General features: G+C 56.2%; 24 protein-coding genes. 14 read left to right on the plus strand and 10 right to left on the minus strand.

The window, feature by feature from the left end; genetic code table 11:
* Positions 1-14: 14 nt before the first annotated feature.
* Both E1573_RS14395 and E1573_RS14400 read right to left on the minus strand, forming a co-directional pair.
* Positions 15-506: a GNAT family N-acetyltransferase gene (locus tag E1573_RS14395; protein ID WP_133214770.1), complete on the minus strand. Its 492-nt coding sequence runs from the start codon at positions 504-506 to the stop codon at positions 15-17.
* Positions 507-610: 104 nt separating this feature from the next.
* Positions 611-1,093 carry an Lrp/AsnC family transcriptional regulator gene (locus E1573_RS14400; protein ID WP_133215078.1) on the minus strand — a complete coding sequence of 161 codons (483 nt, stop codon included), beginning with the start codon at positions 1,091-1,093 and terminating at the stop codon, positions 611-613.
* Positions 1,094-1,228: 135 nt separating this feature from the next.
* Between E1573_RS14400 and E1573_RS14405 the strand changes: the two genes are divergently transcribed.
* Positions 1,229-1,858 carry a LysE family translocator gene (locus E1573_RS14405; protein WP_133214772.1) on the plus strand — a complete coding sequence of 210 codons (630 nt, stop codon included), beginning with the start codon at positions 1,229-1,231 and terminating at the stop codon, positions 1,856-1,858.
* 180 nt (positions 1,859-2,038) lie between these two features.
* Here E1573_RS14405 and guaD read toward each other — a convergent pair whose 3' ends face one another.
* The 3 genes from guaD to E1573_RS14420 form a co-directional block, all read right to left on the minus strand.
* Positions 2,039-3,379 carry a guanine deaminase gene (guaD, locus tag E1573_RS14410; protein WP_133214775.1) on the minus strand — a complete coding sequence of 447 codons (1,341 nt, stop codon included), beginning with the start codon at positions 3,377-3,379 and terminating at the stop codon, positions 2,039-2,041.
* Positions 3,351-4,655, minus strand: a complete 1,305-nt coding sequence (locus E1573_RS14415) for a nitrate/nitrite transporter (RefSeq protein WP_133214777.1) — start codon at positions 4,653-4,655, stop codon at positions 3,351-3,353. Before E1573_RS14415 ends, guaD begins: the two co-directional genes overlap by 29 nt.
* Positions 4,656-4,827: 172 nt before the next feature.
* The gene (locus E1573_RS14420; RefSeq protein WP_133214779.1) at positions 4,828-5,526 is read right to left on the minus strand and encodes a hypothetical protein; all 699 of its coding nucleotides are present in this window, start codon (positions 5,524-5,526) and stop codon (positions 4,828-4,830) included.
* A 78-nt stretch (positions 5,527-5,604) separates the two neighbouring features.
* On the opposite strand from E1573_RS14420, the gene E1573_RS14425 reads away from it, so the two are divergent.
* Positions 5,605-6,258: a hypothetical protein gene (locus E1573_RS14425; protein ID WP_133214781.1), complete on the plus strand. Its 654-nt coding sequence runs from the start codon at positions 5,605-5,607 to the stop codon at positions 6,256-6,258.
* 13 nt (positions 6,259-6,271) lie between these two features.
* Positions 6,272-7,060, plus strand: coding sequence for an NAD-dependent deacetylase (locus E1573_RS14430; protein ID WP_371925168.1), 789 nt, complete (start codon positions 6,272-6,274; stop codon positions 7,058-7,060).
* Between the two features lie 191 nt (positions 7,061-7,251).
* Here the strand turns inward: E1573_RS14430 and E1573_RS14435 are convergent, their stop codons facing one another.
* Together E1573_RS14435 and fos are read right to left on the minus strand one after the other, a co-directional pair.
* On the minus strand, positions 7,252-7,788 hold the full coding sequence (locus E1573_RS14435) for an SMI1/KNR4 family protein (RefSeq protein WP_133214785.1): 537 nt from the start codon (positions 7,786-7,788) through the stop codon (positions 7,252-7,254).
* A gap of 314 nt (positions 7,789-8,102) precedes the next feature.
* Positions 8,103-8,513: a fosfomycin resistance glutathione transferase gene (gene fos, locus E1573_RS14445; protein WP_133214787.1), complete on the minus strand. Its 411-nt coding sequence runs from the start codon at positions 8,511-8,513 to the stop codon at positions 8,103-8,105.
* Positions 8,514-8,842: 329 nt separating this feature from the next.
* Here fos and E1573_RS14450 point away from each other — a divergent pair, with 329 nt between their 5' ends.
* The 5 genes from E1573_RS14450 (at position 8,843) to E1573_RS14470 (ending at position 13,081) form a co-directional block, all read left to right on the plus strand.
* Positions 8,843-9,643, plus strand: a complete 801-nt coding sequence (locus tag E1573_RS14450) for an aminoglycoside phosphotransferase family protein (RefSeq protein WP_133214789.1) — start codon at positions 8,843-8,845, stop codon at positions 9,641-9,643.
* 152 nt (positions 9,644-9,795) lie between these two features.
* The gene (locus E1573_RS14455; RefSeq protein ID WP_133214791.1) at positions 9,796-10,353 is read left to right on the plus strand and encodes a DNA-binding transcriptional regulator; all 558 of its coding nucleotides are present in this window, start codon (positions 9,796-9,798) and stop codon (positions 10,351-10,353) included.
* A gap of 112 nt (positions 10,354-10,465) precedes the next feature.
* Positions 10,466-11,074, plus strand: coding sequence for an HD family hydrolase (locus tag E1573_RS14460; RefSeq protein ID WP_133214793.1), 609 nt, complete (start codon positions 10,466-10,468; stop codon positions 11,072-11,074).
* Positions 11,075-11,335: 261 nt separating this feature from the next.
* Positions 11,336-12,676 carry a hypothetical protein gene (locus E1573_RS26850; protein ID WP_177494582.1) on the plus strand — a complete coding sequence of 447 codons (1,341 nt, stop codon included), beginning with the start codon at positions 11,336-11,338 and terminating at the stop codon, positions 12,674-12,676.
* A gap of 111 nt (positions 12,677-12,787) precedes the next feature.
* Positions 12,788-13,081 carry a hypothetical protein gene (locus E1573_RS14470; RefSeq protein ID WP_133214795.1) on the plus strand — a complete coding sequence of 98 codons (294 nt, stop codon included), beginning with the start codon at positions 12,788-12,790 and terminating at the stop codon, positions 13,079-13,081.
* A gap of 221 nt (positions 13,082-13,302) precedes the next feature.
* Here the strand turns inward: E1573_RS14470 and E1573_RS14475 are convergent, their stop codons facing one another.
* From E1573_RS14475 to E1573_RS14485, 3 genes are all read right to left on the minus strand, one after another.
* The gene (locus tag E1573_RS14475) at positions 13,303-14,424 is read right to left on the minus strand and encodes a P1 family peptidase (protein ID WP_133215080.1); all 1,122 of its coding nucleotides are present in this window, start codon (positions 14,422-14,424) and stop codon (positions 13,303-13,305) included.
* 59 nt (positions 14,425-14,483) lie between these two features.
* On the minus strand, positions 14,484-15,593 hold the full coding sequence (locus E1573_RS14480; RefSeq protein ID WP_133214797.1) for a polyamine ABC transporter substrate-binding protein: 1,110 nt from the start codon (positions 15,591-15,593) through the stop codon (positions 14,484-14,486).
* 92 nt (positions 15,594-15,685) lie between these two features.
* Positions 15,686-16,501 (minus strand): carbon-nitrogen hydrolase family protein, encoded by an 816-nt coding sequence (locus E1573_RS14485; RefSeq protein WP_133214799.1) that lies wholly within the window; start codon positions 16,499-16,501, stop codon positions 15,686-15,688.
* A 154-nt stretch (positions 16,502-16,655) separates the two neighbouring features.
* On the opposite strand from E1573_RS14485, the gene E1573_RS14490 reads away from it, so the two are divergent.
* The 6 genes from E1573_RS14490 (at position 16,656) to E1573_RS14515 (ending at position 21,429) form a co-directional block, all read left to right on the plus strand.
* Positions 16,656-17,420, plus strand: a complete 765-nt coding sequence (locus E1573_RS14490; RefSeq protein WP_133215082.1) for a helix-turn-helix transcriptional regulator — start codon at positions 16,656-16,658, stop codon at positions 17,418-17,420.
* 72 nt (positions 17,421-17,492) lie between these two features.
* The gene (locus E1573_RS14495) at positions 17,493-18,314 is read left to right on the plus strand and encodes a glucose 1-dehydrogenase (protein WP_133214801.1); all 822 of its coding nucleotides are present in this window, start codon (positions 17,493-17,495) and stop codon (positions 18,312-18,314) included.
* A gap of 245 nt (positions 18,315-18,559) precedes the next feature.
* Complete coding sequence (locus E1573_RS14500) at positions 18,560-19,090, plus strand: glyoxalase superfamily protein (RefSeq protein ID WP_133214803.1); 531 nt, start codon at positions 18,560-18,562, stop codon at positions 19,088-19,090.
* 333 nt (positions 19,091-19,423) lie between these two features.
* Entirely contained in the window at positions 19,424-19,642 is a 219-nt protein-coding gene (locus E1573_RS27250; protein ID WP_371925169.1) for a response regulator transcription factor, read from the plus strand.
* Positions 19,642-19,881 carry a response regulator transcription factor gene (locus E1573_RS14510; RefSeq protein WP_133214805.1) on the plus strand — a complete coding sequence of 80 codons (240 nt, stop codon included), beginning with the start codon at positions 19,642-19,644 and terminating at the stop codon, positions 19,879-19,881. Before E1573_RS27250 ends, E1573_RS14510 begins: the two co-directional genes overlap by 1 nt.
* 156 nt (positions 19,882-20,037) lie before the next feature.
* Entirely contained in the window at positions 20,038-21,429 is a 1,392-nt protein-coding gene (locus tag E1573_RS14515; RefSeq protein ID WP_133214807.1) for a hypothetical protein, read from the plus strand.
* Positions 21,430-21,659: the final 230 nt, after the last annotated feature.

The raw sequence follows: 21,659 nt of genomic DNA on the forward strand, positions 1-21,659 counted from the left end.
GATGGGATTGGGTACTACAGCTCCATGACCATTTCGTGCCACGACATCCCCCCATGCTCGGAGGGGGAAGGCTTTACATAGCGATAGCCAAAGTGCTTGTACAGGTCGACGTGCTGCTCCTTGCACATCAGGTGAATGGTTTGTTTGCCCATTGCGCGCATCTGCTCGATGAACCGGCGCATCAGTCGGGTTGAATGCCCCTGCCCCTGGTGGGCAGGGTCAAGCACCACCGACATGATGACCACATTAGGAGCGGCCGCGTCGTGGCCCACCAGCTCTTTGAACGCTTCGTCGGACATCACCACTTCATGGGCACAGCCACTGTTGATGAAGCCCGCAATTTCCCCATCCAGCTCCATGATCAGAAAGCCCTCTGGATACTGAGCAATCCGAGTCGCGATCTTCTCGCGAGTCGCTGCTTCATCACCCTCATATGCGAGGGTTTCGATATGGAAGCAGCGTTCCGTATCTGACGGGGTTGCTTGCCGGAAAATGGGGGCTCTCATCTGGATTAATCCTGTTGTTGCGCTAACTGCCGTGCGTGGTGGCGCTTCTACGGCAAGTTTAAGTTCAATTTGGAATGCAAAACGGGCTGCCCCGCCGCTGCCACTTAGCTGGGCAAATGATTGAGTGGCAAAGGGCTTTGCGCCTTGACGGTTTGTATCGCGAAGTTACTGCGAATATCACTCACTCCCGGCAGTTTGAGCAAGGTTCCGGTTAGAAAACGCTCATAGCCGCGCAAGTCAGGCACCACCACATGCAGTAGAAAATCAGACTCGCCCGATACCAGAAAAGCAGAAATTACTTCCGGTAGTGCCAACACGGCCTCGCGGAAGCGCTCGGCTTCTTTTTCGTGATGACGCTCGACCTTGATGCCAACGAATACTGTCAGTCCCAATCCGACTTCATCGGGATCAAGGCTCGCCTGATAGCCCCGAATCACGCCCACTTGCTCAAGATGCCGCACACGGCGCAAACAAGGTGAAGCTGACAGACCAATCTCGTCCGCCAACTGCACATTGGTCAAGCGGCCATCGCGCTGAAGGGCCGCCAGAATACGGCGATCGTAGCCATCGAGTTTTGTTTTGGGCATGTTGGCGCTATCCATTATAAAAAATTGGCAGATAATGCCAATTTTAGGCCGCTATGGGGACAAACACGCAAGCACCTACCCTGCCCTTCAAGCTTAAGATTCGCTTCAGCGCTCACTCAGTTGGAGTACCGAACAATGGAAAACCCAGGGTTGTACTTGCTGGCTTTAGCCATGATTTTCCTGATGCCCGGCCCCGACATGATTTTGTTGCTGCACATCGGCGCAGGTCAGGGGCGAAGAGCGGCACTGGCAACTGCATTGGGTCTGGCCATTGCCCGAGGCTGTCATGTGGCACTGGCCGCCTTGGGGCTGGCAACCTTGTTCAAGGTGACGCCCTGGACATTCGATGTAGTGCGTATCGCAGGCTCGGGCTATTTGCTGTGGATGGGCGCGCAGTTGTTCAAAGCGGACGCGTTAGTCTCTTCCCCCGGCGCTGGCAGGCTGCCGCAAACAGCATCCTTGCGAACAGCCATTCAACGGGGCGTGCTGACGAATCTGCTCAATCCCAAAGCCTTATTGTTCTGCTCGGTATTGCTGCCTCAGTTCATCAACCCCCAAGCGGCGTCAGTAACAACCCAATTTGCAATGCTCGGCGTTGTGCTGGTTGCCGTGGGGTTGGTGTTCGACAGCAGCTATGCACTGGCCGGCACCTGGATCGGCCGTTGGCTGGAGCGCAGCCAGACAGCGCAGCGAATCCAACGCTGGCTGTTTGGTGGGCTGCTGATTGGTTTTGCAACACGCCTGGCCTTCATGCAGCAAGCCTGACTGACGGCTGTGAGTCGGCTACTGCTGCCCGTCACCGGTAGAGATCGGCCAAGAGCGGCCGTTCATGAAGGCCAACTCACCGAAGCAGATGCCGCCTCAGCAGCACCTCTAAAGCAGAACAGGTAAAGTCGGGCGAACCAGATACATCCTCAACCTGCGTAAACCAGTGCATAGCGGCCCTTATTCTGGATAGGTGAAAGTCCCAGCTGCACCTTCGCGACTGTAGACTTTCTCTCCAGCGACATAAGTGGCCTTGATTACTCGGTCATCCCCCAGAATCATGAGCACGAACAACTGCTCCACAATGTCCTTACAGAATTCACTTCTGACGGCGAGTAACGGTGTGGCTTTCTTGTCCAGGATTACCAGATCAGCCTCATAGCCCTTTGCAACGGTGCCGATACGGTCTTCAAGACAAAGCGCCTCGGCGCTACCTCGCGTGGCAAGGTAGTACGCCTGAATTGCATTGAGCTTGGTCTGGTTCATCTGGGCAACTTTGTAAGCCTCATTGAGGCTCTGCAGCTGGCTAAAACTGGTTCCGGCTCCCAGGTCAGTCCCCAACCCGACGCGCACGGGGCGCTTGGGATTCTTCGCATCGAACAGACGGAAGAGCCCGCTGCCAAGGAAGAAATTTGATGTCGGACAGTGAGCGAGTGCCGCACCCGTCTGATGGCAAGTGCAGAAATCCGCTTCGGTAAGGTGGATGCCGTGTCCGAACACCGACCGATCCCGGACAAGCCCCGCATGGGCGTACACATCCAGATAACTCTTACGCTCGGGGAAGAGTTCCAGCACCCACTTGATCTCATCTTTGTTCTCGCACAGGTGCGTCTGTATGAACGCATCCGGATGCTCGCCGGCGAGGGCTCCGCACACTTCCAACTGGGCTTCAGTACTTGTCGGAGCGAAGCGAGGGGTAATGCAGTAGTGCTGGCGCCCCTGGTTGTGCCAACGCTGGATCAGCGCAGCGCTTTCGTCATACCCGCGCTGGGCAGTGTCCAGGAGCGCCTCAGGGGCATTGCGATCCATCAGGACTTTGCCAGCGATCATCCGCGTATTGAAGCGACTCGATTCACCGAAGAACGCATCAACTGATTGAGGGTGTACGGTGCAATAGACCACTGCGGTGGTCGTCCCAGCTCTGAGCAGCTCGCGCAGGAAGACCTTCGCAATCCGCTCTGCATGTTCAACGCTGGCGAAGTTTTGCTCTGCCACGAAGGTGTAGGTGTTCAGCCACTCCAAAAGCTGCTCGCCGTAGGCACCTATCATCTCGGTCTGCGGGTAGTGGACGTGAGTGTCGATGAATCCGGCCGAGATGATCGCGTCCGAGTAATGCTCGGGCACGATGCCGTCAGGTAGCCGCTTGAGTAACTCCGATGACGGGCCAAGGTCGGCGATGACGCCATCCTTGATGACGACGATCGCATCAGGGATGAACTGCAGACATTCGGCTGGCTCCTTCAGGAAGGGGTCCGCAGAGAATGTTACGAGGTCAGCTCGCAGCGCTTTGACTTTGGACATGGTCGCTTTCCTTGCCGGATGTCGTGATATGGGGGTAGCTTTCACGCATGATCATTGCCAGTATCAGAGCAACAGCCAGGGCGATCAGCAGCGGCTCAGCGGCATATTCGGCCAGAGCCAGGCTGTGCTCGCTCAGACCTGCTGCCTCGCCAGACACGACACGAGCCCCTGGTGCCGCGATCATGAATCCTCCCGCGATGAACGCCAGTCCGTTGACGAAAGCAGCTGACGTACCAATCAACTGGGGCGGTACCACATCGGCGGCAGAACTGAAGGTCAGCATGTGCGCCGAGTTAGCGAAGCCGAAGACGAAGTTGATGACCATGGCCAAAGGGACAGGAATGCCTGGCACATAGAGCAGCACAGCGGCACACGCTAGCTGCACCAAACAACCGACAATAATCAGCGGTTTGCGGCGATGCGTGCGGTCGGACATCGCCGGCAGCACCAAGCACCCTAACGCCAGGCCCAGCCACAAGAGCGAGGCGCTCAAAGCAGCCGTTTCCAGGCTGGCCCCAAGGGTCAGCATCAACTTGGGCGTCCACACGACCCCAGCAGCCAGCAAACTGCCGAATAGAGCAGAGCAGATCAGCGCGCTGATCCAGACATGGGGAACCTTGGCTACTTCGAGCAACGCCCCCAGCACTGAAGAGACAAAGCGTCCAAACCCGTCGGACTCGCTGGACTCGACTGGCGTGGGATTACGCAAGTAGATGAACCCCAGGAGCGTAAGAACGATGCCGAAAACACCGACATAGTTGAACAGTTCCCGCCACGGCAGCTCGTTCAGGGCAAACTGCAATGCGTTGACGGAGAAGGCCGACGACAGCGATGCGCAGAACTGCACCAGGCCGAACATGAGGCTGAACTTGGCCATACCGAACCACTGTCCACCGATGTATCCGGCACCGACGAATCCAGTGCAGGCACCCAGTGCCATGACGAATTGGGACACGATCAGCATGGTGTACGAGGAGGCGTTGGCAAAGATGAACACACCGATAGTCACGAGTGCTATGGACACCGGTAGCACCTTATGAGCCCCCAACCTGTCGAGCAGCGCTCCACCGAAAAACTGGCTGATCGCGAACACCCAGGTGTAGGTCGCAGCGATGGCGGCAACTTGAGTCACCGACAGCGAAACGCTCTTCTGGATTTGCGGGTTAACGATCGAGTAACCGGTTTGAACGCTGAACAGGTAGATCACGAAAGTCACAGCGAGCGCCCACACCCACCATGCCTTCAGTCCTCCCAACTGGAAACCTGGAGCGGCCATTTGTTCCCTCCCTTATGTAGTCATAAGCCAAGTCGGCCATGTGCATCAGGTAAGGAACAGATTGCTTGTAATGCTTGAGCATCCCTACTCTCACACACGGAACGGGTGTTCCGTACGCCATGAGGTTAGCAGAGAAAGTCTAGGTGCCAAGCTGACCAAGAGGACAGCGCCGCTAATAAAGGGCTTCCGCTTCCCCTGGAAGTAACTCGTTTTTAATGGCAGCGCGGGATGTGTTGCCCCCCGTCAAATCGCCCAGCAGCATCACCGAACGTTCTTCATAAGGATGGAATGCCCCCCCTGCAATCACCCACTTCCCGAGATACCCGCAGCGGTCCAATTTGTCCAAGCCGTCTTGGCAGATTCCCCACTCGGGAGAAGCGAAAACGACGGCCAGCAGACGATTGAAAATCGACCTGTCCTGCCCACCCGGCGGCATCAATGAGGTGTCGAAAGGCACAATATTGAAAAACAGACGGTGTTGCTGTACTTCCAACATCACACTTGCCACGTCATGTGCATCAAACGCCGGGATGGAATTGCATAGAAAGCAGGCGCACAAGGAATGGATAACCGTCTCGCCCCATTGCTGGAATGTACGGTTACAGTTTTGGTCGGCGTAGGCCAATTGATAGTTTTGCGGCAGAAACTCACGTTCTACAGGTTCTTCGTCCAAGAAGAAGACATATGAAAAGTGCCCAAATACCTGCCTTGATACATCCTGAGGTGCATTGACGAGAAACGTTAGCCGGACATGAGGACTGATTGACTGGAAGTCTTCATGCATGCGCAAACCTTCGTCATCTGCAAAGGTGTAGATACGAAAATCACTGAAGTCGACCGGAAAGTCAAAGACCTCGCTGATCCTGCTCAATCCATCCTCTCCCGCGCATAGTGTCATTCGGCTATCATGGCATATCCAACAACACTCCTCTAAAAAGCCGACGCCTCCATGTCCTTCGTACCTTCCTTTTTCGACTTCCTGACCCGCCATTTACAGCATGAGGAGCGACGTCGCATGCTGGCTTCTATGGCAGTGACGGCAGCCCCAGAACATTGGCTAAGCCTCGAAGCAGCTGCGTTGCTGGACATCCATCGGGAACGCTTTGACTTGGGAGAGCCGCTCAACGAGCGCCTCAACGTTCCCCGCTGGCTAGTCGCTGCCGAAAGAAAGAAGGTGGACATCTGGGTTGAGGATCAACGAGGCCAACAGCCACCGCATGCATTGGAATTCAAAGTTGTGCATAACAACAAGAATGCCTACCAGAAAATCTATGAAATCCGTCGCGACCTGCAAAAGGTGATCCCGAATACTGACTGGAACGAGCATGCCAATCGATGGGGTATTGTGCTGTTGGCGTTCCATCATTTCTACGATGACCAGAGCGGGAATTACTCGGTGAACCGAGAATTCAAGGACTGCGAAGCTATGCTCGAAGCCTTCCAGCATCAGCTGCAAGATGATGATGAATGGTATGCCGGCGTGCCAAAACTGGAGTTGGTCGCGGAACCCACGTTAATTTGCGACATGACCACCGCAAATTATATTGATGCCGCAAAGGGGCCATCAGCACTCTATATGGCGTTGGTCCAGAGGAAACACTGAGGTCACTGCCATGTTGCTAGATCAACGCTTGAGCGATGCGTTACGCGATGCCCGGCATGTCCTGGTTTTTACAGGCGCTGGCGTCTCTGCCGAAAGCGGGATCCCGACCTTCCGGGATCCACTGACGGGATTGTGGGCAAACTACTCCCCTGCCGATCTCGCCACCCGCCAAGCGTTCAAACGAGACCCGGCGCTGGTATGGGGTTGGTATGAGTGGCGGCGAATGCAGGTGTTCAACGCCCAGCCCAATGCAGCCCATCGGGCAATCGCTGAGTTATCCACCTACGTCCCTAGACTTACAGTGGTGACACAGAATGTCGACGACCTACATGAACGCGCTGGCATTACCGAAGTCTTACACCTTCACGGTAATTTGAATCTGCCGCATTGCTTTGCCTGCGCCAGACCGAGTGACGCTCCGTTGCCGCCACCTGAGGAGTCAGCCTCGGGTTGGTATCTTGACCCTCCCCGATGCAGCCGTTGTGGTGGCAGATTACGCCCAGGCGTTGTGTGGTTTGGTGAAAGTCTTCCGGCATCCGTGTTGAAGCAATCCTTTGCAGCAGCTCAAGACTGCGATGTTCTTCTGGCCGTTGGGACATCCGGTGTAGTCGAACCGGCCGCAAGAATACCCTGCATCGCCTGGCAGGCAGGTGCCACCGTGTTGCACATCAATCCACAAGCCAAGGAGGTTCGTATCGCTCGCGAGACCTGGCTGCCTGGACGGGCGGGCGAGGTATTGCCACAGTTGTTGAGGGAAGTATTTGGTGGGTGTGGCAGCGTAAAAATGTCCGCCCACGATTGACTGCTAACGACCCGGAGTGACCGCTCACGAACCCCGACTTTGTTCAGGTTAACCAGGCTGCTGAACATCGAAATCGCTACGCAGTGCCGCAACAACCTGATCAATTGATGGGCCTTGTACCAGCAGCGGTACAGGGCGTTCACAAAACGCTCGCCACACAAACAGGTGGATCTGGCACAGGTTACTCGCCATTAAGTTTCAGGCTGCAACTCATTTTCTAAGGCGGCCTTATGCAAAAACTCTCTTAAAGATAGAGCCAACAACCCTAACCCGTCACCCACAACTAAATTGTCTGCGTAATACCGCCAATGAAATACATTTTTATAGGTTGGGGAATCAGGCCTTACGTCATAAATGATATACGCATCAGCATCGTCATCATAATTTGTACCAATAGCTATTAAGCCATTAGGCAGTAATGATCTGTGATCATATATTGATTCCTGCAACAGCTTTGTTGACGTCACAACCCTATCTGTAGAAGATAGCACCGTCATTACGGTCACCCTGCTTTTTTCATTGTACCTCGCTGTAAAGCTATCTAGGCCATCTAGTGGGCCGCATGCCTGATCAGCCACCAGGCAAACATAATCTTTGTATTCACCTGGCAAATTAATCAATAACGCTTTTTCGACGTCAGTAATTTTTTTCTTTATCAGCAGGGAGTCAATGATTAGATTTGGTTCATCTGTTTCCCATTTTGCCAAATCTTCTTTCTGTATCTTCATACTAAAAATCCTCACTGCGCCACATTGAATTCCCTTTATGGCCTCGCAGGTGCCAGCACCTCTCAAGACGGGCCGTTCATTTTCGAAAGAAACGCCGGGGCAACCGGCACGTTGGATGCTGAGCCGATGACCGAGTCAATTCCACATTTTGGACACAAAGCGGTGGTATCCAAGTCGACCCATTCTTTGATCTCTAGGGGGGGAGAACACACTTAAGCAATAAAAACAGCCACATCGATCGCTCGCTTCAATGTGGAGGCGGTGATTTTTACAAAATCGGCGCGCTGAAATGATATCCATGGGTGAGCCCTTCATTAGTCAAAGAACTCCATACCTGCGTAAGGTTGGCGCCGACATTGATCAAGCCGCGAGGCCAGACTGCCAACATGCAACTCCAGTCGGTGCTTATCGGGATCCAGGAAGTAAAAAGAGTCACCTTCGCTCGAATTGGTTTTCCACTCGATGACATTCCGTAACCGCAAGGAAGCAGTGATTCCTGCAAAATCGCTTTGCCCTACCGTAAAGGCATAGTGCGTGTAATCCGGGTGATTTTTCGAAACACGTTGCTCGTCGAGAGACAAACAGAGCCAGAGTTCGCCAACGGTAAGATAGGCCCCCGTTTGCCAGCGAGCAGCCAATCTAAAACCGAGCAGTTCCACGTAAAATTCGATACTGCGAGGAAGGTTGGCAGTCGCCAACGTAAGGTGGTTCAAGCCAGCCAACATGATCAGGCACCCAGAACACGTCCATGAGAAGGGTGAAGGATAACAATGTCGACTTTTTCAACACAATCGGTCGGAAACTGTTGTTCGTGGCTGGCAGCAATCGGCTGTAGATTCAACCGGCAGATGCAACACACTAGATCCTTTCGTTGTGTTGGCAGATTGCGCGCTCAATCAATACCACGCTGGAGAAAGCAAGCCGTAGCCATTGTGCGAAGCTCTATAGGGAGCTGTAGAGTATGTGGTCTTTCGAGCTGAAGAGCCCGGCGAATACATCATTGGGTTTCATTTTTCCTGCTTGAGGATGTACATCGATTTTTATGACAATCGCTATGTTCGATAAATATTTGAAGCAATGGGAGTTAACCATTGATGGCGAGGCTTTCGTCTCTCTGAACGGGAATCTGCTTCCCGTTCGTCAACGCGGCTTGCCAGCCATGCTCAAAATCTCGCAAGAGCCGGAGGAGCAAGCAGGCAACCAGCTCATGGCTTGGTGGGGCGGCGATGGCGCGGCGCCCGTGCTGGCCCATGATGGTGGGGCTTTGCTGATGGAGCGCGCGCAAGGGTCGGCCTCGCTCGTGCAAATGGTCAAATGTGGCCAGGATGACGAGGCCACCCGCATCCTCTGTGCGGTAGCGGTCCGCCTACATGTGCCACGCGCCAAGCCGATCCCGGAGTTGGTTCCGCTAGTGCAATGGTTCGAAGCGCTATGGAGCATGGCGGCTACTCACGGCGGCATTCTTGAGCACTGTGCAAGGGCTGCAAGCGAGCTTTTGGCTGATCCGCGCGATGTCGCGGTACTGCACGGCGATATTCATCACGGCAATGTGCTCGATTTCGGCCAGTCCGGATGGCTCGCCATCGATCCCAAAGGGTTATACGGCGAGCGCGGCTTCGACTACGCGAATATTCTCTGCAATCCCGACGACGCAAGCGCGCTTGCACCTGGATGCTTCGCGCGGCGAATAGCGCTCATCGCGGGTGCTTCTAATATTGATCGCCGAAGACTTTTGCAATGGGTGCTTGCATGGGCAGGGCTGTCGGCAAGCTGGATGCTCGAAGACGGCGCTGAGCCAGACAGTAGGCTTGAAGTGGCGAGGCTCGCAGCTTCGACACTCAGTATTGACGTCTAAGAGATATCGACCAATAGCTATAGGTCGCGTTGCTATCGGGTGTTCGTTTTCGACTCATAGCTGTCGCTGGTGGAAGACAGCTATCGGCCAGAAGCCGCCGCCCACAAGCAGTTGGACCGGCGTAGCAGACCACCACATTCCCGGAGCTCAAAATGCCTGACCTGTTGCCAAAACCTGCGTTACCCGGCATTGCGCTAAAGAGATGGCGTATGCTGCACCGCGTCAAACAGTCCCATGCGGCGCAATTGTTCAGGGTCACCCAATCCACCCTTTCTCGCTGGGAAAGTGGCGCGCAGACCATGAATCCCTTGGCTCAAGAGCAGCTTGAGCAATTGCTGGCCGCGCGGCTTGATGCAGCCGCTGATCAAGCGCTGGCGAGGCTTGTCAGGGAAAGCTCGCGGCCTGTTCACCTCATCTGTGATCTGACCCATCGCTTGCTGGCGTGCTCCCCCTCTCGCGCAGCTGAATTCACCAGCCCGATCAGTACACTGCTGGGGCGTTCTTTGTGGCGCTTTGCAACGCCTGAGATCATCCGCATGGAGTTGACGCTGGATGACACCGGATGGCGAGAAATCATTGCACCGCCCGCGCTGGAGTTTGCCACCGGCAACAATGACTCTGACATTGTTCCTATCAGCCAGAGCCTGTGCCGCTGGACACGTATCCCCCTCTCGGACGGAACCGCAGCACGCTTGGTAGAAACCCTCTGAGTGAACGTGCGCCTTCGATGCGCATATTTTATGCGTGGACGCGCGGCACCTTCAGGCCTAGCCTGACCTCAACGGCAAAACAGCGGTTTGGACCGACGGAGTCAGTGGGTTTATGGATATCGAACAACTCAACGGGCGTCTCGCGTTTCTACGCGAGGCGGAGAAACTCAAGGATGTGCTCAGAAGCGCCCATACCTCTTGCGGGCGCATCGAAAGCACGGCAGAACATAGCTGGCGCCTTTGCCTGATGGCGCTGGTTTTCGGCGATCAACTCAACGGCCTCGATCTGCTGAAAATACTCAAGATGTGCGTCATTCACGACCTGGGGGAAGCCATCAGCGGAGACATTCCCGCCATCAACAAAGCATCGTATCCCAACAAGAGCCAGCAAGAGCGAAGCGACTTGTTGCGCTTGACCAGCACGGTGGATGAACAGCTAAAAAGCGAGATCTTGGCGCTTTGGGATGACTATGAACATGCGCTGTCGCCAGAAGCCAAAGCGGTCAAGGCACTCGATAAGCTGGAGACGTTGCTTCAGCACAACCAGGGCAAAAACCCGCCGGGCTTCGACTACTCCTTCAATCTGACCTACGGCAAGCACTACACCGATGCCGACCCGTTGTTCAAGACGCTTCGCAGCATCATTGACCGGGATACAAAAGAAAACATCCGCGTGAACACTACAATCCGCAATGAGCACAGCCAAGACATTTGCGGGTGAGGTTCCGATAGCTACTGTGGACTACCCCCATCATTTCAAGCCAGCAGCAGTTCGAATCGCCGTTTCAAGGTTTTGATAGCATTCGGCAAATCCTGCTTGGTCACATTCGGCTCCTCTGTTGGCCCACACCTGGATGCGAAGATCAAAGTATCTCTATTGGCGTCAATGGCGGGATAAACTAGCGGCCCCTGTACGACAGGTTGTGTCGCACCTAGAGGGATACTAGCGCAACTCAAGACGCCCACCACAAGGAATCGGGACATGCATCGCGATCAGTACCTCGGCACCACTTCTTCCGCCACTACGACCCCTGTGGTGGGTGACTTTGTCGATTGGCTGGCCAAAAACCTGGGCAACACGTCGCTGTTCACTCATCAATACACGGACCGCCGCAGCGGCATCCGTTGGAAATGCCAAGGGCTTCAAGACGCTTGCGCACGCTATCAATGGCGGCACAAAGGCACGCCTGGCGTGCCACCAGGAACAGACCTCACCAGCAACGCAGCAGCACTGAACGCACTGAGTAGCGCGTTGCGCAGCAGCCTCAACCCGGCAAATGATCAGGCCGCATTTTCCGCTGCTGCGCACGTGATGACGTGGGGCGGCGTCCAGGCAGGGAACATTCGCTGGCTGAGCATCAACACCAACAAACTGGCCCAGACCCTAACGTCGACGGCGGCCGCATTGAGCCGCGGCGACCTGACTGACCAGCTCCTGGTGAGTAATGAACTGCGCTTTAACGCTGGCATGACCAAGGTCTACTCGCTGCTGGTCAACGATTTCATCATCTACGACAGCCGTGTTGCGGCTGCGCTGGGCTGGATTGTCGTGAAGTATTGCCAGGAGAAGCAGCTCTCGAGTGTCCCCGCCGAACTTGCCTTTCCCTGGGCGCCGTCGAAAGAGGGCCCTAATGCAAAGTCGCCCAAGAACCGCAACCCTGGTCAGGATGGTTTCAGTTTTCCGCGTTTGATCGCCGGCGCTCACCATGCGCAGTGGAATCTCAAGGCCAGCTGGATTCTGGCGGCGGCATTGGCCCGGGCACCTGGCGGCAGCTTCACCGGCTCCTCTGCTGTACCGGCGCTACGCCAACTGGAGGCTGCATTGTTCATGATCGGTTATGACCTGCCCCGTGACGCGAGCAACGCAGAAGCTATATTGACTGCACCGCCAACGCCCGATGATGGTTGGATCGAGTGCTTCACCGCAGCAAAACGCAACAAGTTCTACTACCTGATTGACGACGGCGGATTACGGCTTCAAGACGACCGCCGCTATCCGATCGAGGTCATCAACAAGATGTTGAATATTCTTTGGGAGGTCTCGGGCAGCACGCCATTCCCGCTAGCCAACAGCGCAACCAAGGTCCGTGCTGGCGAAAGCGCGTTTGGTATCGGCGTAGCCTACTACGAAGCGACCGACAAGAAAGGTAATCCGCCTGACGCCAGCGCGCTTGCAGCCGTACTTCAAGACATTGGTGCACTGTGCTGCACACCGGGCCGTCGTGACGCATGGTCGATCAACACGCAAGCGTTCCCTCGCGACGGCATGATCGACGTCACTGCGCTCATCACCCACGAAATCGAGCTACGCGAAGACTTGTAAGCAATCACTAGAATCGGAGCGTGCATCACCCACGCTCCGAGATTCTGCCCCCTTTCAACCTTGCCAAAGGAGCGCGCCATGTCATCCAGATAACGATATGGAGATATGAATATGGCACGCACCTACAGGCGCCAAGGCTGCCAGTACGATTATATTTTTGTGCTCTGGGACATCGAACCCGAGCTGCTCACTTCGCGCTGTCTCGCAATTCGCAAGCGCCTGGCGCGCTTCCACAGCGACAGCTTCGCAAGTCAGCGAGAGACGCCACCGAGACGTTTTCGAAAGGTCGACGATCGCAAAATACGTTCCGCAAACCTGACGGCCCTCGCCTTTTGGCTCAAGCATCCGGACGTCGATCTGCTGTTTTGCGATGCCCGCCGCTGTCCTGCGTGGCACCCCATGTAAGCCTTGATGCAACTTCGGGTGTTTGTAGTGAGCGATTGTTGAACGTGGTGACGGGTAGTAATCGCCTCACAGCGGCCCCTGCATAAGTCTGAATCCGGCCATGCACGCGCGCCCGAATGTGAGGTCAATGCAGAAACCGGTGTGTATATTCCGTATGCCGGCGTGGTCTACGACTCTGATCCAAGGGCAATTTGCACTGTTGGAGAGCGATGGCGGATCGGTTAGCCATTCGTCACTCCCGGCCAGCCGGCCTGATGCAAGGCGTTGAGCAGTGTCTTCGCATCCAGTCCCGGCACGGTATGGCCGTTGCCTTCGGCAGTGTCAGCGGCCAGCAAGGCATTAATGATCGCTTCCTCCACCGACTCGGTAGCGGCCAGGAACAACTCGCTGATGTGGTCGTTGTTGACCATGCTCAGGTTGTCGGTGGTCGGCGCGCGCTTACGCTCATAAGCCGCCGGCGGCACATGATTGCCGGTGGCAAAGGCGATAAAGATGTCACCGCTATGATCTTCGTTACCACCCCCGGTGCGGGCAAGACCGAGGCTGGCCCGTTGCGCCAGGCGCGTACATTGGTGCGGTAGCAACGGCGCGTCGGTAGCCAGGCAAACGACTATCGAACCCATGCCCGGGTGCGGCAGCGAAGCCTTGAGGAACGGCGAGTTACCCTGTTCCATGCAGCGTCCGACCGGGTAACCGTCAACACGCAGCTCGTTGCGGATGCCGTGGTTGGCCTGGACGATGGCACCAACTGTCCAGCCGCCCTGCGCAGCGCTCAGACGCCGCGATGCTGTGCCAATGCCGCCCTTGAACTCGTGACAGATCATGCCGCTGCCGCCACCGACATTGCCCTCAGCAACTGGACCACCCGCCGCCGAGCGCACCGCTTCGGCCACGTGCTCGACCTTGACGTGAAAGCCGTTGATGTCGTTGAGCAAACCGTCAAAGGTCTCCAGCACCACCGGCATGTTCCAGTAGAGCCGCCCGTCCTCCGGTTGCTGCTCGCGATCCAAAACGATCAGTGCGTCACGCACCACGCCCAGGCTGTGGGTGTTGGTGAAGGCAATCGGGCTGGTCAACAGCCCGGCCTCGCGAATCCATTCCAGACCGGTGGCGTCGCCGTTGCCGTTCAGCACATGGACGCCAGCAAAACAGGGTTGCTGGCTGGTGGAACCGGCACGCGGTTCGATGACCGTTACACCCGTCAGGATGTCGCGGCCGTTCGCGCTGCGTCCTTGCACATTGCTATGGCCAACCCGTACACCCGGTACATCGGTGATGGCATTGAGGGGACCGGGTTGCAGTTGGCCGAACTGAATGTTCAGGTCGCGGGCACGCGGTTTCATCGTCTCTTTCATGATCTTTCTCTTGTTTGATGTGTTCCATGACGGGGCTTGGCTGAGCATCAGGCGCCAGTCTTTACCGTGTTCCACGTACGGGTGCGCACGCGTTCGATCTTCAGCGGGAGGGGTTCGAGCGGAAATAGCGTGTCCAGCACGTCCTTGGATGGATACACCCCGGGGTTGTCGCGGATTTTCTGCTCAACAAGCGCGGTGGCATCCTTGTTGGCGTTTGGATAGCTCAGGTAGTTGGATGACTCAGCGATGACGTCGGGGCGCAGCATGTAGTTGATGAAAGCCAACCCTTGCTCCGGGTTCGGCGCATCGTTGAGCTGCACCAGACTCTCTACCCACACCGGAGCACCTTCACGCGGAATGCTGTAGACGAGGTTGCGATGGTTGCCGGCCAGCTCGGAGGCTTTTTGTGCATCAGCAACACCACCCGCCCAGCCCAGCACCACGCAGATGTTGCCATTGGCCAGGTCAGAGATGAACTTGGAAGAATCGAAGTAAACGATATGGGGACGCAGTTTCAGCAGCAGTTCCTGGGCTTTTTTGTAATCGTCCGGATTCCGGCTGTTGTAGGGCAGTCCAAGGTAGTGCAAAGCGATAGGAACAACCTCGTTAGCGGCGTCCAGCATGGCCACACCGCATTGACTCAGTTTGGCCAGATTTTCTTCCTTGAAAATCAGGTCCCAGGAATTAACCGGCGCATCTGGGCCGAGTATCGATTTAACCTTGTCGGCGTCATAACCGATGCCAGTGGTACCCCACAGGTACGGGGCGGCATAGCTGTTGGCGGGATCGTTGCTCTGCAGCTTGGCGAGGATCTCAGGGTCGAGGTGCGACCAGTTGGGCAACTTTGAGCGGTCCAGTTTTTTCAGCACGCCTGCTTTGATCAGGTTCGGTAACAGGTCACCACTGGCCACCACCACGTCGTAGCCGCTGCGGCCGGCCATCAGCTTGCTTTGCATGACGTCGCTGTTGTCAAACACATCGTATACCGCACTGATGCCCGCTTCTTTCTGGAAGTCGCTCATCGTGTTCGGGGCGATATAGTCATACCAGTTGTAGATGTGCACACTGGGCTTGGCAGGCTCGTCGGCCTTGGCGCAGGCCAGGCCGACACTGAAAAGCGAGACCAGGGCGAACTGCATATAGCGAGTCGATTTCATCGGGATGCTCCAGAGCATTAGCGCCGGGTCCAAGGACACGAACACGGCTCCTGCTGATTTGTGATTTTTGTTGTGGCAGGGTCGAAACCGCTTCAGGGGATCAGTAGCTCACGTAGCCCGTCAGCGTGCTCAATCTGCTCGCCGGTCAGGAGCAAGCGTCGGTCATTTAGGTAGTCATAATCGCGGCGGGCGGTGCGCAGCAGGTCGAGATCCAGCTCCACCACATGACGGCACTCTGCGCGCCCCGCTTCGAACAGCGTGCGCCCGAAGGGGTCGATGGCGGCACTCCCACCGGCAAAAACGAGGCCGTCATCGCCGTCACCAACTCGATTTACCATCACCGCGAATGCCTGATTTTCCTGAGCGCGAGCCATGATCGCGGTGCGGTGGACAGCGCCGTAAGGGTCCATGTTGCCGTTAGTGACCAGGATGAGTTCGGCGCCGAGCTGGCCGAGCGCCCGAGCACTTTCCGGCAACTCAATGTCGTAGCAAATCAGGATGCCGATACGCACGCCCTTCCAGAGCACAGTGGCATAGCGGTCACCTGGTTGGAACAGGCCGCGTTCCGAGGGCCAAAGGTGAGTCTTGCGATAACTCAAGGCGATCCCTTGTGGGGTTACCAGCACGGAGGTGTTGTAGAAAGTGCCGGAGTCGTTCTCTGCAATGCCAACCACCACTGAGACGTTGCGTTCGCGTACGGCGTTCAGCACGGCCTGCAGACTTGGTCCGTTCAGGGGCTCGGCGACTTCGGCGAGCTGTTGCGGGCTGGCAAATCCCATCAACTGGGTCTCTGGAAAAATCAGCAGGTCGGTATCCACTGCGCAGGTAGCGATGGCCTGCAAGGTACGCCCCAGGTTATAAGCGGTATCGCCATCGCGACCGCCAAGTTGTACAAGTTCAATCTTCATCGCTGATCCTTTCACGTGTATGCGGGCTCGCAATCGCCAAACTGAACAGATCCCGCTAGGGTTGAATGGAGTATGGAGAGCCAAGAAATGGAAAGTAATCACATCGATGGGGTAACCCGGTTTGGGTAGTAACGTAAGCATTACATTGCACGACATGGCCTGGCACCAAGCAATTGCCAAGCTGATTGAGGCACTTGACCGCCCTGATTTCTGGCTGACGCTGGTGCGTCTTCTGGATAGGTACATTCCAGTGGACAGTTGGGTCGTGCTGATTTTCAGCAATGGCCGCCCACAAGTGCTCGCAGAATGCCCAGGCAAAGATGGTGGGCCAGACCCGCTCTTTCAGGATTACTTGAAAGGCCTGTATCTGCTGGACCCCTTTTACCTGGCCATCCGAGAGACACCGCACAACGGTTTATTCTGGTTAGCCGACGTGGCGCCGGAGTGCTTCGAACACACCGATTACTACCAACGTTACTTCCGCCTGAATGTCGTTGCCGACGAAGTACACATCAACGTCCAGCTCGACGCGCAACGCAGCCTCAGCCTGTCGCTGGGAAGTGAGCGTCAGTTCAATGCAGAGCAGATCGCCCTGCTCACGCTCATCCAGTCCTGGGTTGCCGCCCTGATGCGTCAGCGCATGGCATTCGAGCGCGAAGGACTGGAGCAGAACGCGGCGCCGCCACTCAGCTGGCAGAGCTGGCTGGACGCCACTGACCAGCAGTTGGAAACGCCGCTCTCTGCCCGCGAGCTGGAAGTCGGCCGGCTAATGCTCAGCGGCTGCTCGAACAAGGAAATCGCGCGCAAGCTGGAGATTTCTGCGGAGACGGTGAAGGTCCACCGCAAGCACATGTATAGCAAGCTCGGCATTAAGTCTCAGTCCGAGCTGTTCTCACTGTTTTTGAACGCGCAGAACTGAAGCCGCTGCTTCAGGGTGGCGTCAGGCCCCAATTCAGTCGGCTTCGCCGCCATCACGGAGGATTCGTCTTTTATGGACAATAAACTGGCTTGCAAAATCGCGGTCGTTACCGGGGCCGCTCAAGGAATTGGTGCTGCAATTGCACGACGCTTCGCGCAGGAAGGCTGCTTCGTTTACGTCACGGATATAAACGATGAACTCGGTAAAGCGGTTGCAAGCTCGCTGGGCGATCGTGCCTGCTACCTGCGTCTGGATGTGCGCAATGAAGAGCACTGGCAGCGAGCGATGACGCAAGTCTTGAACGACCGCGGCAGTTGGAACATCTTGGTGAACAACGCGGGGATTACTGGGTTTGAAGAAGGCCCCGTGCAGCATGATCCGGAACATGCACGCTTGGAGGACTGGCGCTCTGTGCATCACACCAATCTCGACGGTGTATTCCTGGGCTGCAAATACGCCATTCGCGCTATGCGTCAGTCAGGCGCGGGTTCAATCATCAACATTTCTTCTCGCTCCGGCCTGGTCGGTATTCCAGGCGCCGCAGCGTACGCATCGTCTAAAGCTGCCGTGCGCAATCACACTAAAACGGTGGCCCTCTACTGCGCCGAGCTAGGGCTGAACGTTCGATGCAACTCGATTCATCCGGCGGCCATCCTCACGCCCATTTGGGAGCCAATGCTGGGTAACGATGCAGGCCGCGAGGAGCGAATGGCCGCACTGGTTCGAGACACTCCGCTCAGGCGGTTCGGAACGCCTGAAGAAGTGGCGGCTCTGGCCTTATTACTCGCCTCGGATGACGCAACCTACATCACAGGCAGTGAGTTCAATATTGATGGTGGTCTATTGGCTGGGTCGGCTGCGACTCCAACGGTGGTGGAGGACAGTGGCGCTTAGGTGAATAAAACAGTGCATGGGGACCGCAACGATAAATCGACGCCCAAACAACGGGAAAACGGCACGCTAAAGCTAGCTTCCGAATACTCGACAGCCTGTGTACTATTGGCGGAGGCTTATGCTGCCTGCCGCTCGCGCCGTTAAGGAAAGGTGAAAGCATATCTGCTCCAAACCATTTCGCATCTCTCTTGATAGTCGGGGTTTGGCAACGCGAGCACCAAGATGCTTCGACTCCAGGAGGAATGATGTCGACAATCGAAAATGCCAAGCGCATGGCTAAAAGCTTGCGCACCTCGCTTGAGGCTCGCAATCACGAGATTTCCCATTCGGCTGCTCTTGAAATGGTGGCTCAGCAGTTGGGCTACAAAGACTGGAATACTGCATCGGCAGTGCTCCCTCACGAGCAGACCAGCCCTGCAATCACGCTGAAAAAAGCCATCCCGATTCTGCGAATGTTCGATGAGGCGAAAGCAAGGGAGTTTTACCTCGACTTTCTGGGCTTCAGCGTAGAGTTCGAACATCGTTTCGAAGCAGATCTCCCGCTTTATTTAGGGCTAAGCCGAAATGACGTGCAAATCCACCTTTCCGAGCATCATGGCGACGCAAGCCCAGGAACGACCATTTTTGTTCCCATGCAGAACATTGAGTTGTTTCGGGACGAGCTGATCACCAAACGCTACGGTTTTGGTCGGCCAAACATTGTAGAGCAGGACTGGGGAAAGCTTTTGGAGGTATACGATCCTTTTGGGAACCGTATCCGTTTCTGCCAAAGTTGATTCGAGCGGTTCTCGGGGTTAGTAGCTTTACCCCATCGAAGTGACGAAACGCCCGTTTAGCCAGATGAGGCTAAATGGGCGTTCTCTTATGGAATCTCCCGGACGCTTACATCGCCAGCGCTGGCTACACTCTTCGAGTTTCTCTAGGTGCGCCTGCCAACTGACGCGACTGATGGGGCGCCGGTTTTAGCCAATTTTCATTCTCTCGCGTTTGGCGCTAGCGCTAGGAGCAACAAGCTCCATTTCACCCGTGTGAACACCCTCTATCTAAGCGATAACCAGCCGGAAGGAATCGCGGTCATCGAACAGGGAAAGCTATCGACAGTTCAAGGCGTGCTGCTCACATCCCGCGAGCTAGATGTCCTCGCTTGCATGTTACAAGCCCTTGGCTGCAAGCAAACCGCGCGTCTGCTTGGTATCGGTGAACACACGGTTCGCAAACACCGAGGCAATCTGCTCCGAAAGTATGGTGTGAGCAATGCCGTTGAACTTGTAGCGTTCGCATTAGCGACCGTACCGCATATGGGACCCGCCGAATCGGACCCCGTCTAATGGCGCTGGCGGCTCGGCTAACGGGCCGCGAAGTCACCGTTGCCCGCCTCGTTGCGCAAGGCTTGAGCAGCAAGCGCATCGCCCGCGAGTTGGGCATTAGCGACTTGACCGTCAGAAAGCACCGCGAAAACGTATTGAGAAAGCTTGAGCTATGCGACACGGCCCATGTGGCGGTGTGCTGGCCGTTGATTGCTCGAGTACTGCAAAGCGACGCGGCTGCCGACCCAACTATTTTTTGATCTCAACGCTGTCAATACGGCATCGGTGCCGTTGTCTGCCTGACACCACCGTACGATGCTGCGCTGGCCTGCTCTTCATCTCCCATCGTTACCCAATTGGCCAGGAGTTGTGGCAGGTGCGTACTCAACGAACCATTGATTGACAAGGAGTTCATCATGCCTCGTACACTCTACATTTCTGGAACAACAATACGCAGCTGGCCACACGTTCGCGTTTGGCAACGCAATCATGGACAGTATGGTGACATCACCGCCCAATGGAGCTGGTCGAACCAACCTCACCAGCACTACGAAGTCCTGACGCTGCAGGACGGCTCCTGGTGGGTGCCGGTGTCGACAAACCCGCCACACTCCTGGGGTGGGTCTACGCCCGTCACCGGTACCCTGCCCACCGGCCAACAGCCGGTGGATCCGGATCATGTGGAGAGCCGTCCGACGGGGACCTACATCTGGATTCCGAACGGCAGCATCCCGGTGAACCTCACGCCGGGCGTGACGAGCAATTGCGTGGTTTGCAATGCGCCCGCTGCCTATCCGCCTGTACACGTGGGGGCAGCCTCCCTTGAACAGCTCCAGCTGGCCACCTCGCACGAACTACTCGACTCTGTGCTCACGCTAACGGACAACAACCAGGCGGCATTCCAGGATTCGGACGGCTTAATTTCATTTGTGTACCTATCGAGCTCGTTCGTAGCGAACAATCCGGAGTTCAAAACGGGGCGCGCGGTGTGCGACAAGGTTTCCAACTTCTTCGCCACACTGCGAATCAAGGTGTTCCAGTACCTGAAGGCCAACCCCGCAAAAGTCCTCCCAGGGGACAGCGTGCCAACGTCGCAATGGTCAGCATCAGTGACACACTACATGCAGTTCATGTTGGCGCAGTCTGGCGGACTCACCAACTACCGCGTCACGAGCGAAACCTACTCTGTAACGCAGGTGATCACGGAGTTCAGCACTGCATTCCTCAAGCTCATCTTCGACGCGGTCGTCGTGCCCGAAGCGGTGATCGCGGACGTTACAGCCTTCATCCAGGGAGTCGGTTCCAGCCTGCGCGCAAGCTGGGACGATCGTTCGCGCAACTATGAGACCGCTATACTCGCCCAGTGCCATGAAGCAGTGCCTACAGACAGCACCGGTGACACTACGGTCTACTTCCCTAAGATCAAGTACTACTACCTGTCCGTTGATTCGTCTCAGCAGGCGTTTACGTCTCCGTGCACCTCAGTTGAGAAGATCACCTTCAACTTCAAGTATGAATACTACGTCACAGGCCTGAAGGCTTCGATCCTAGACCCGACTTCGGCCGACTACGCCAGCTTCGTCGCGTTCCTCGACAAGGCCCAGGGCATCTCGTATAAGCAGGCAAACAACAACCTCGACGCCGTGCTGGCGGACACCTCGTCGCCTGGCACCTCGCAGACGGCTGGCGCGCTGCTTGAGCTGGATGCCGGGCAGTTGCTCGGTGTCAACCTGGTCGAATACCCGCGGACGGTCGGCACACCTCCACGGACCATTGAAACCCTGTTGAACACGCGCCGAGCGGTGTAGAACGGCGGCCGAGTCCCTCTGTTAAGGGGAAAGGCCAGGATTCGCCCTGGTACACCCATCAGGGCAATCCTGGTTCTTCAGGTCCCGAGGTCCGCATAGGGCAGTCGCGCCAGAGCTGGGGACGGCGAACAGTAAAGAGATCGCGGTATTCAACCAGTAGACCCGGTGGGAGCGGGCCTTGCCCCGCGATCGGCTGCGCAGCGGCCGTAAAACCAGCTGCTTGCAAGGCA

This window comes from Pseudomonas sp. H9, from assembly GCF_004353925.1.
Classification (GTDB): domain Bacteria; phylum Pseudomonadota; class Gammaproteobacteria; order Pseudomonadales; family Pseudomonadaceae; genus Aquipseudomonas.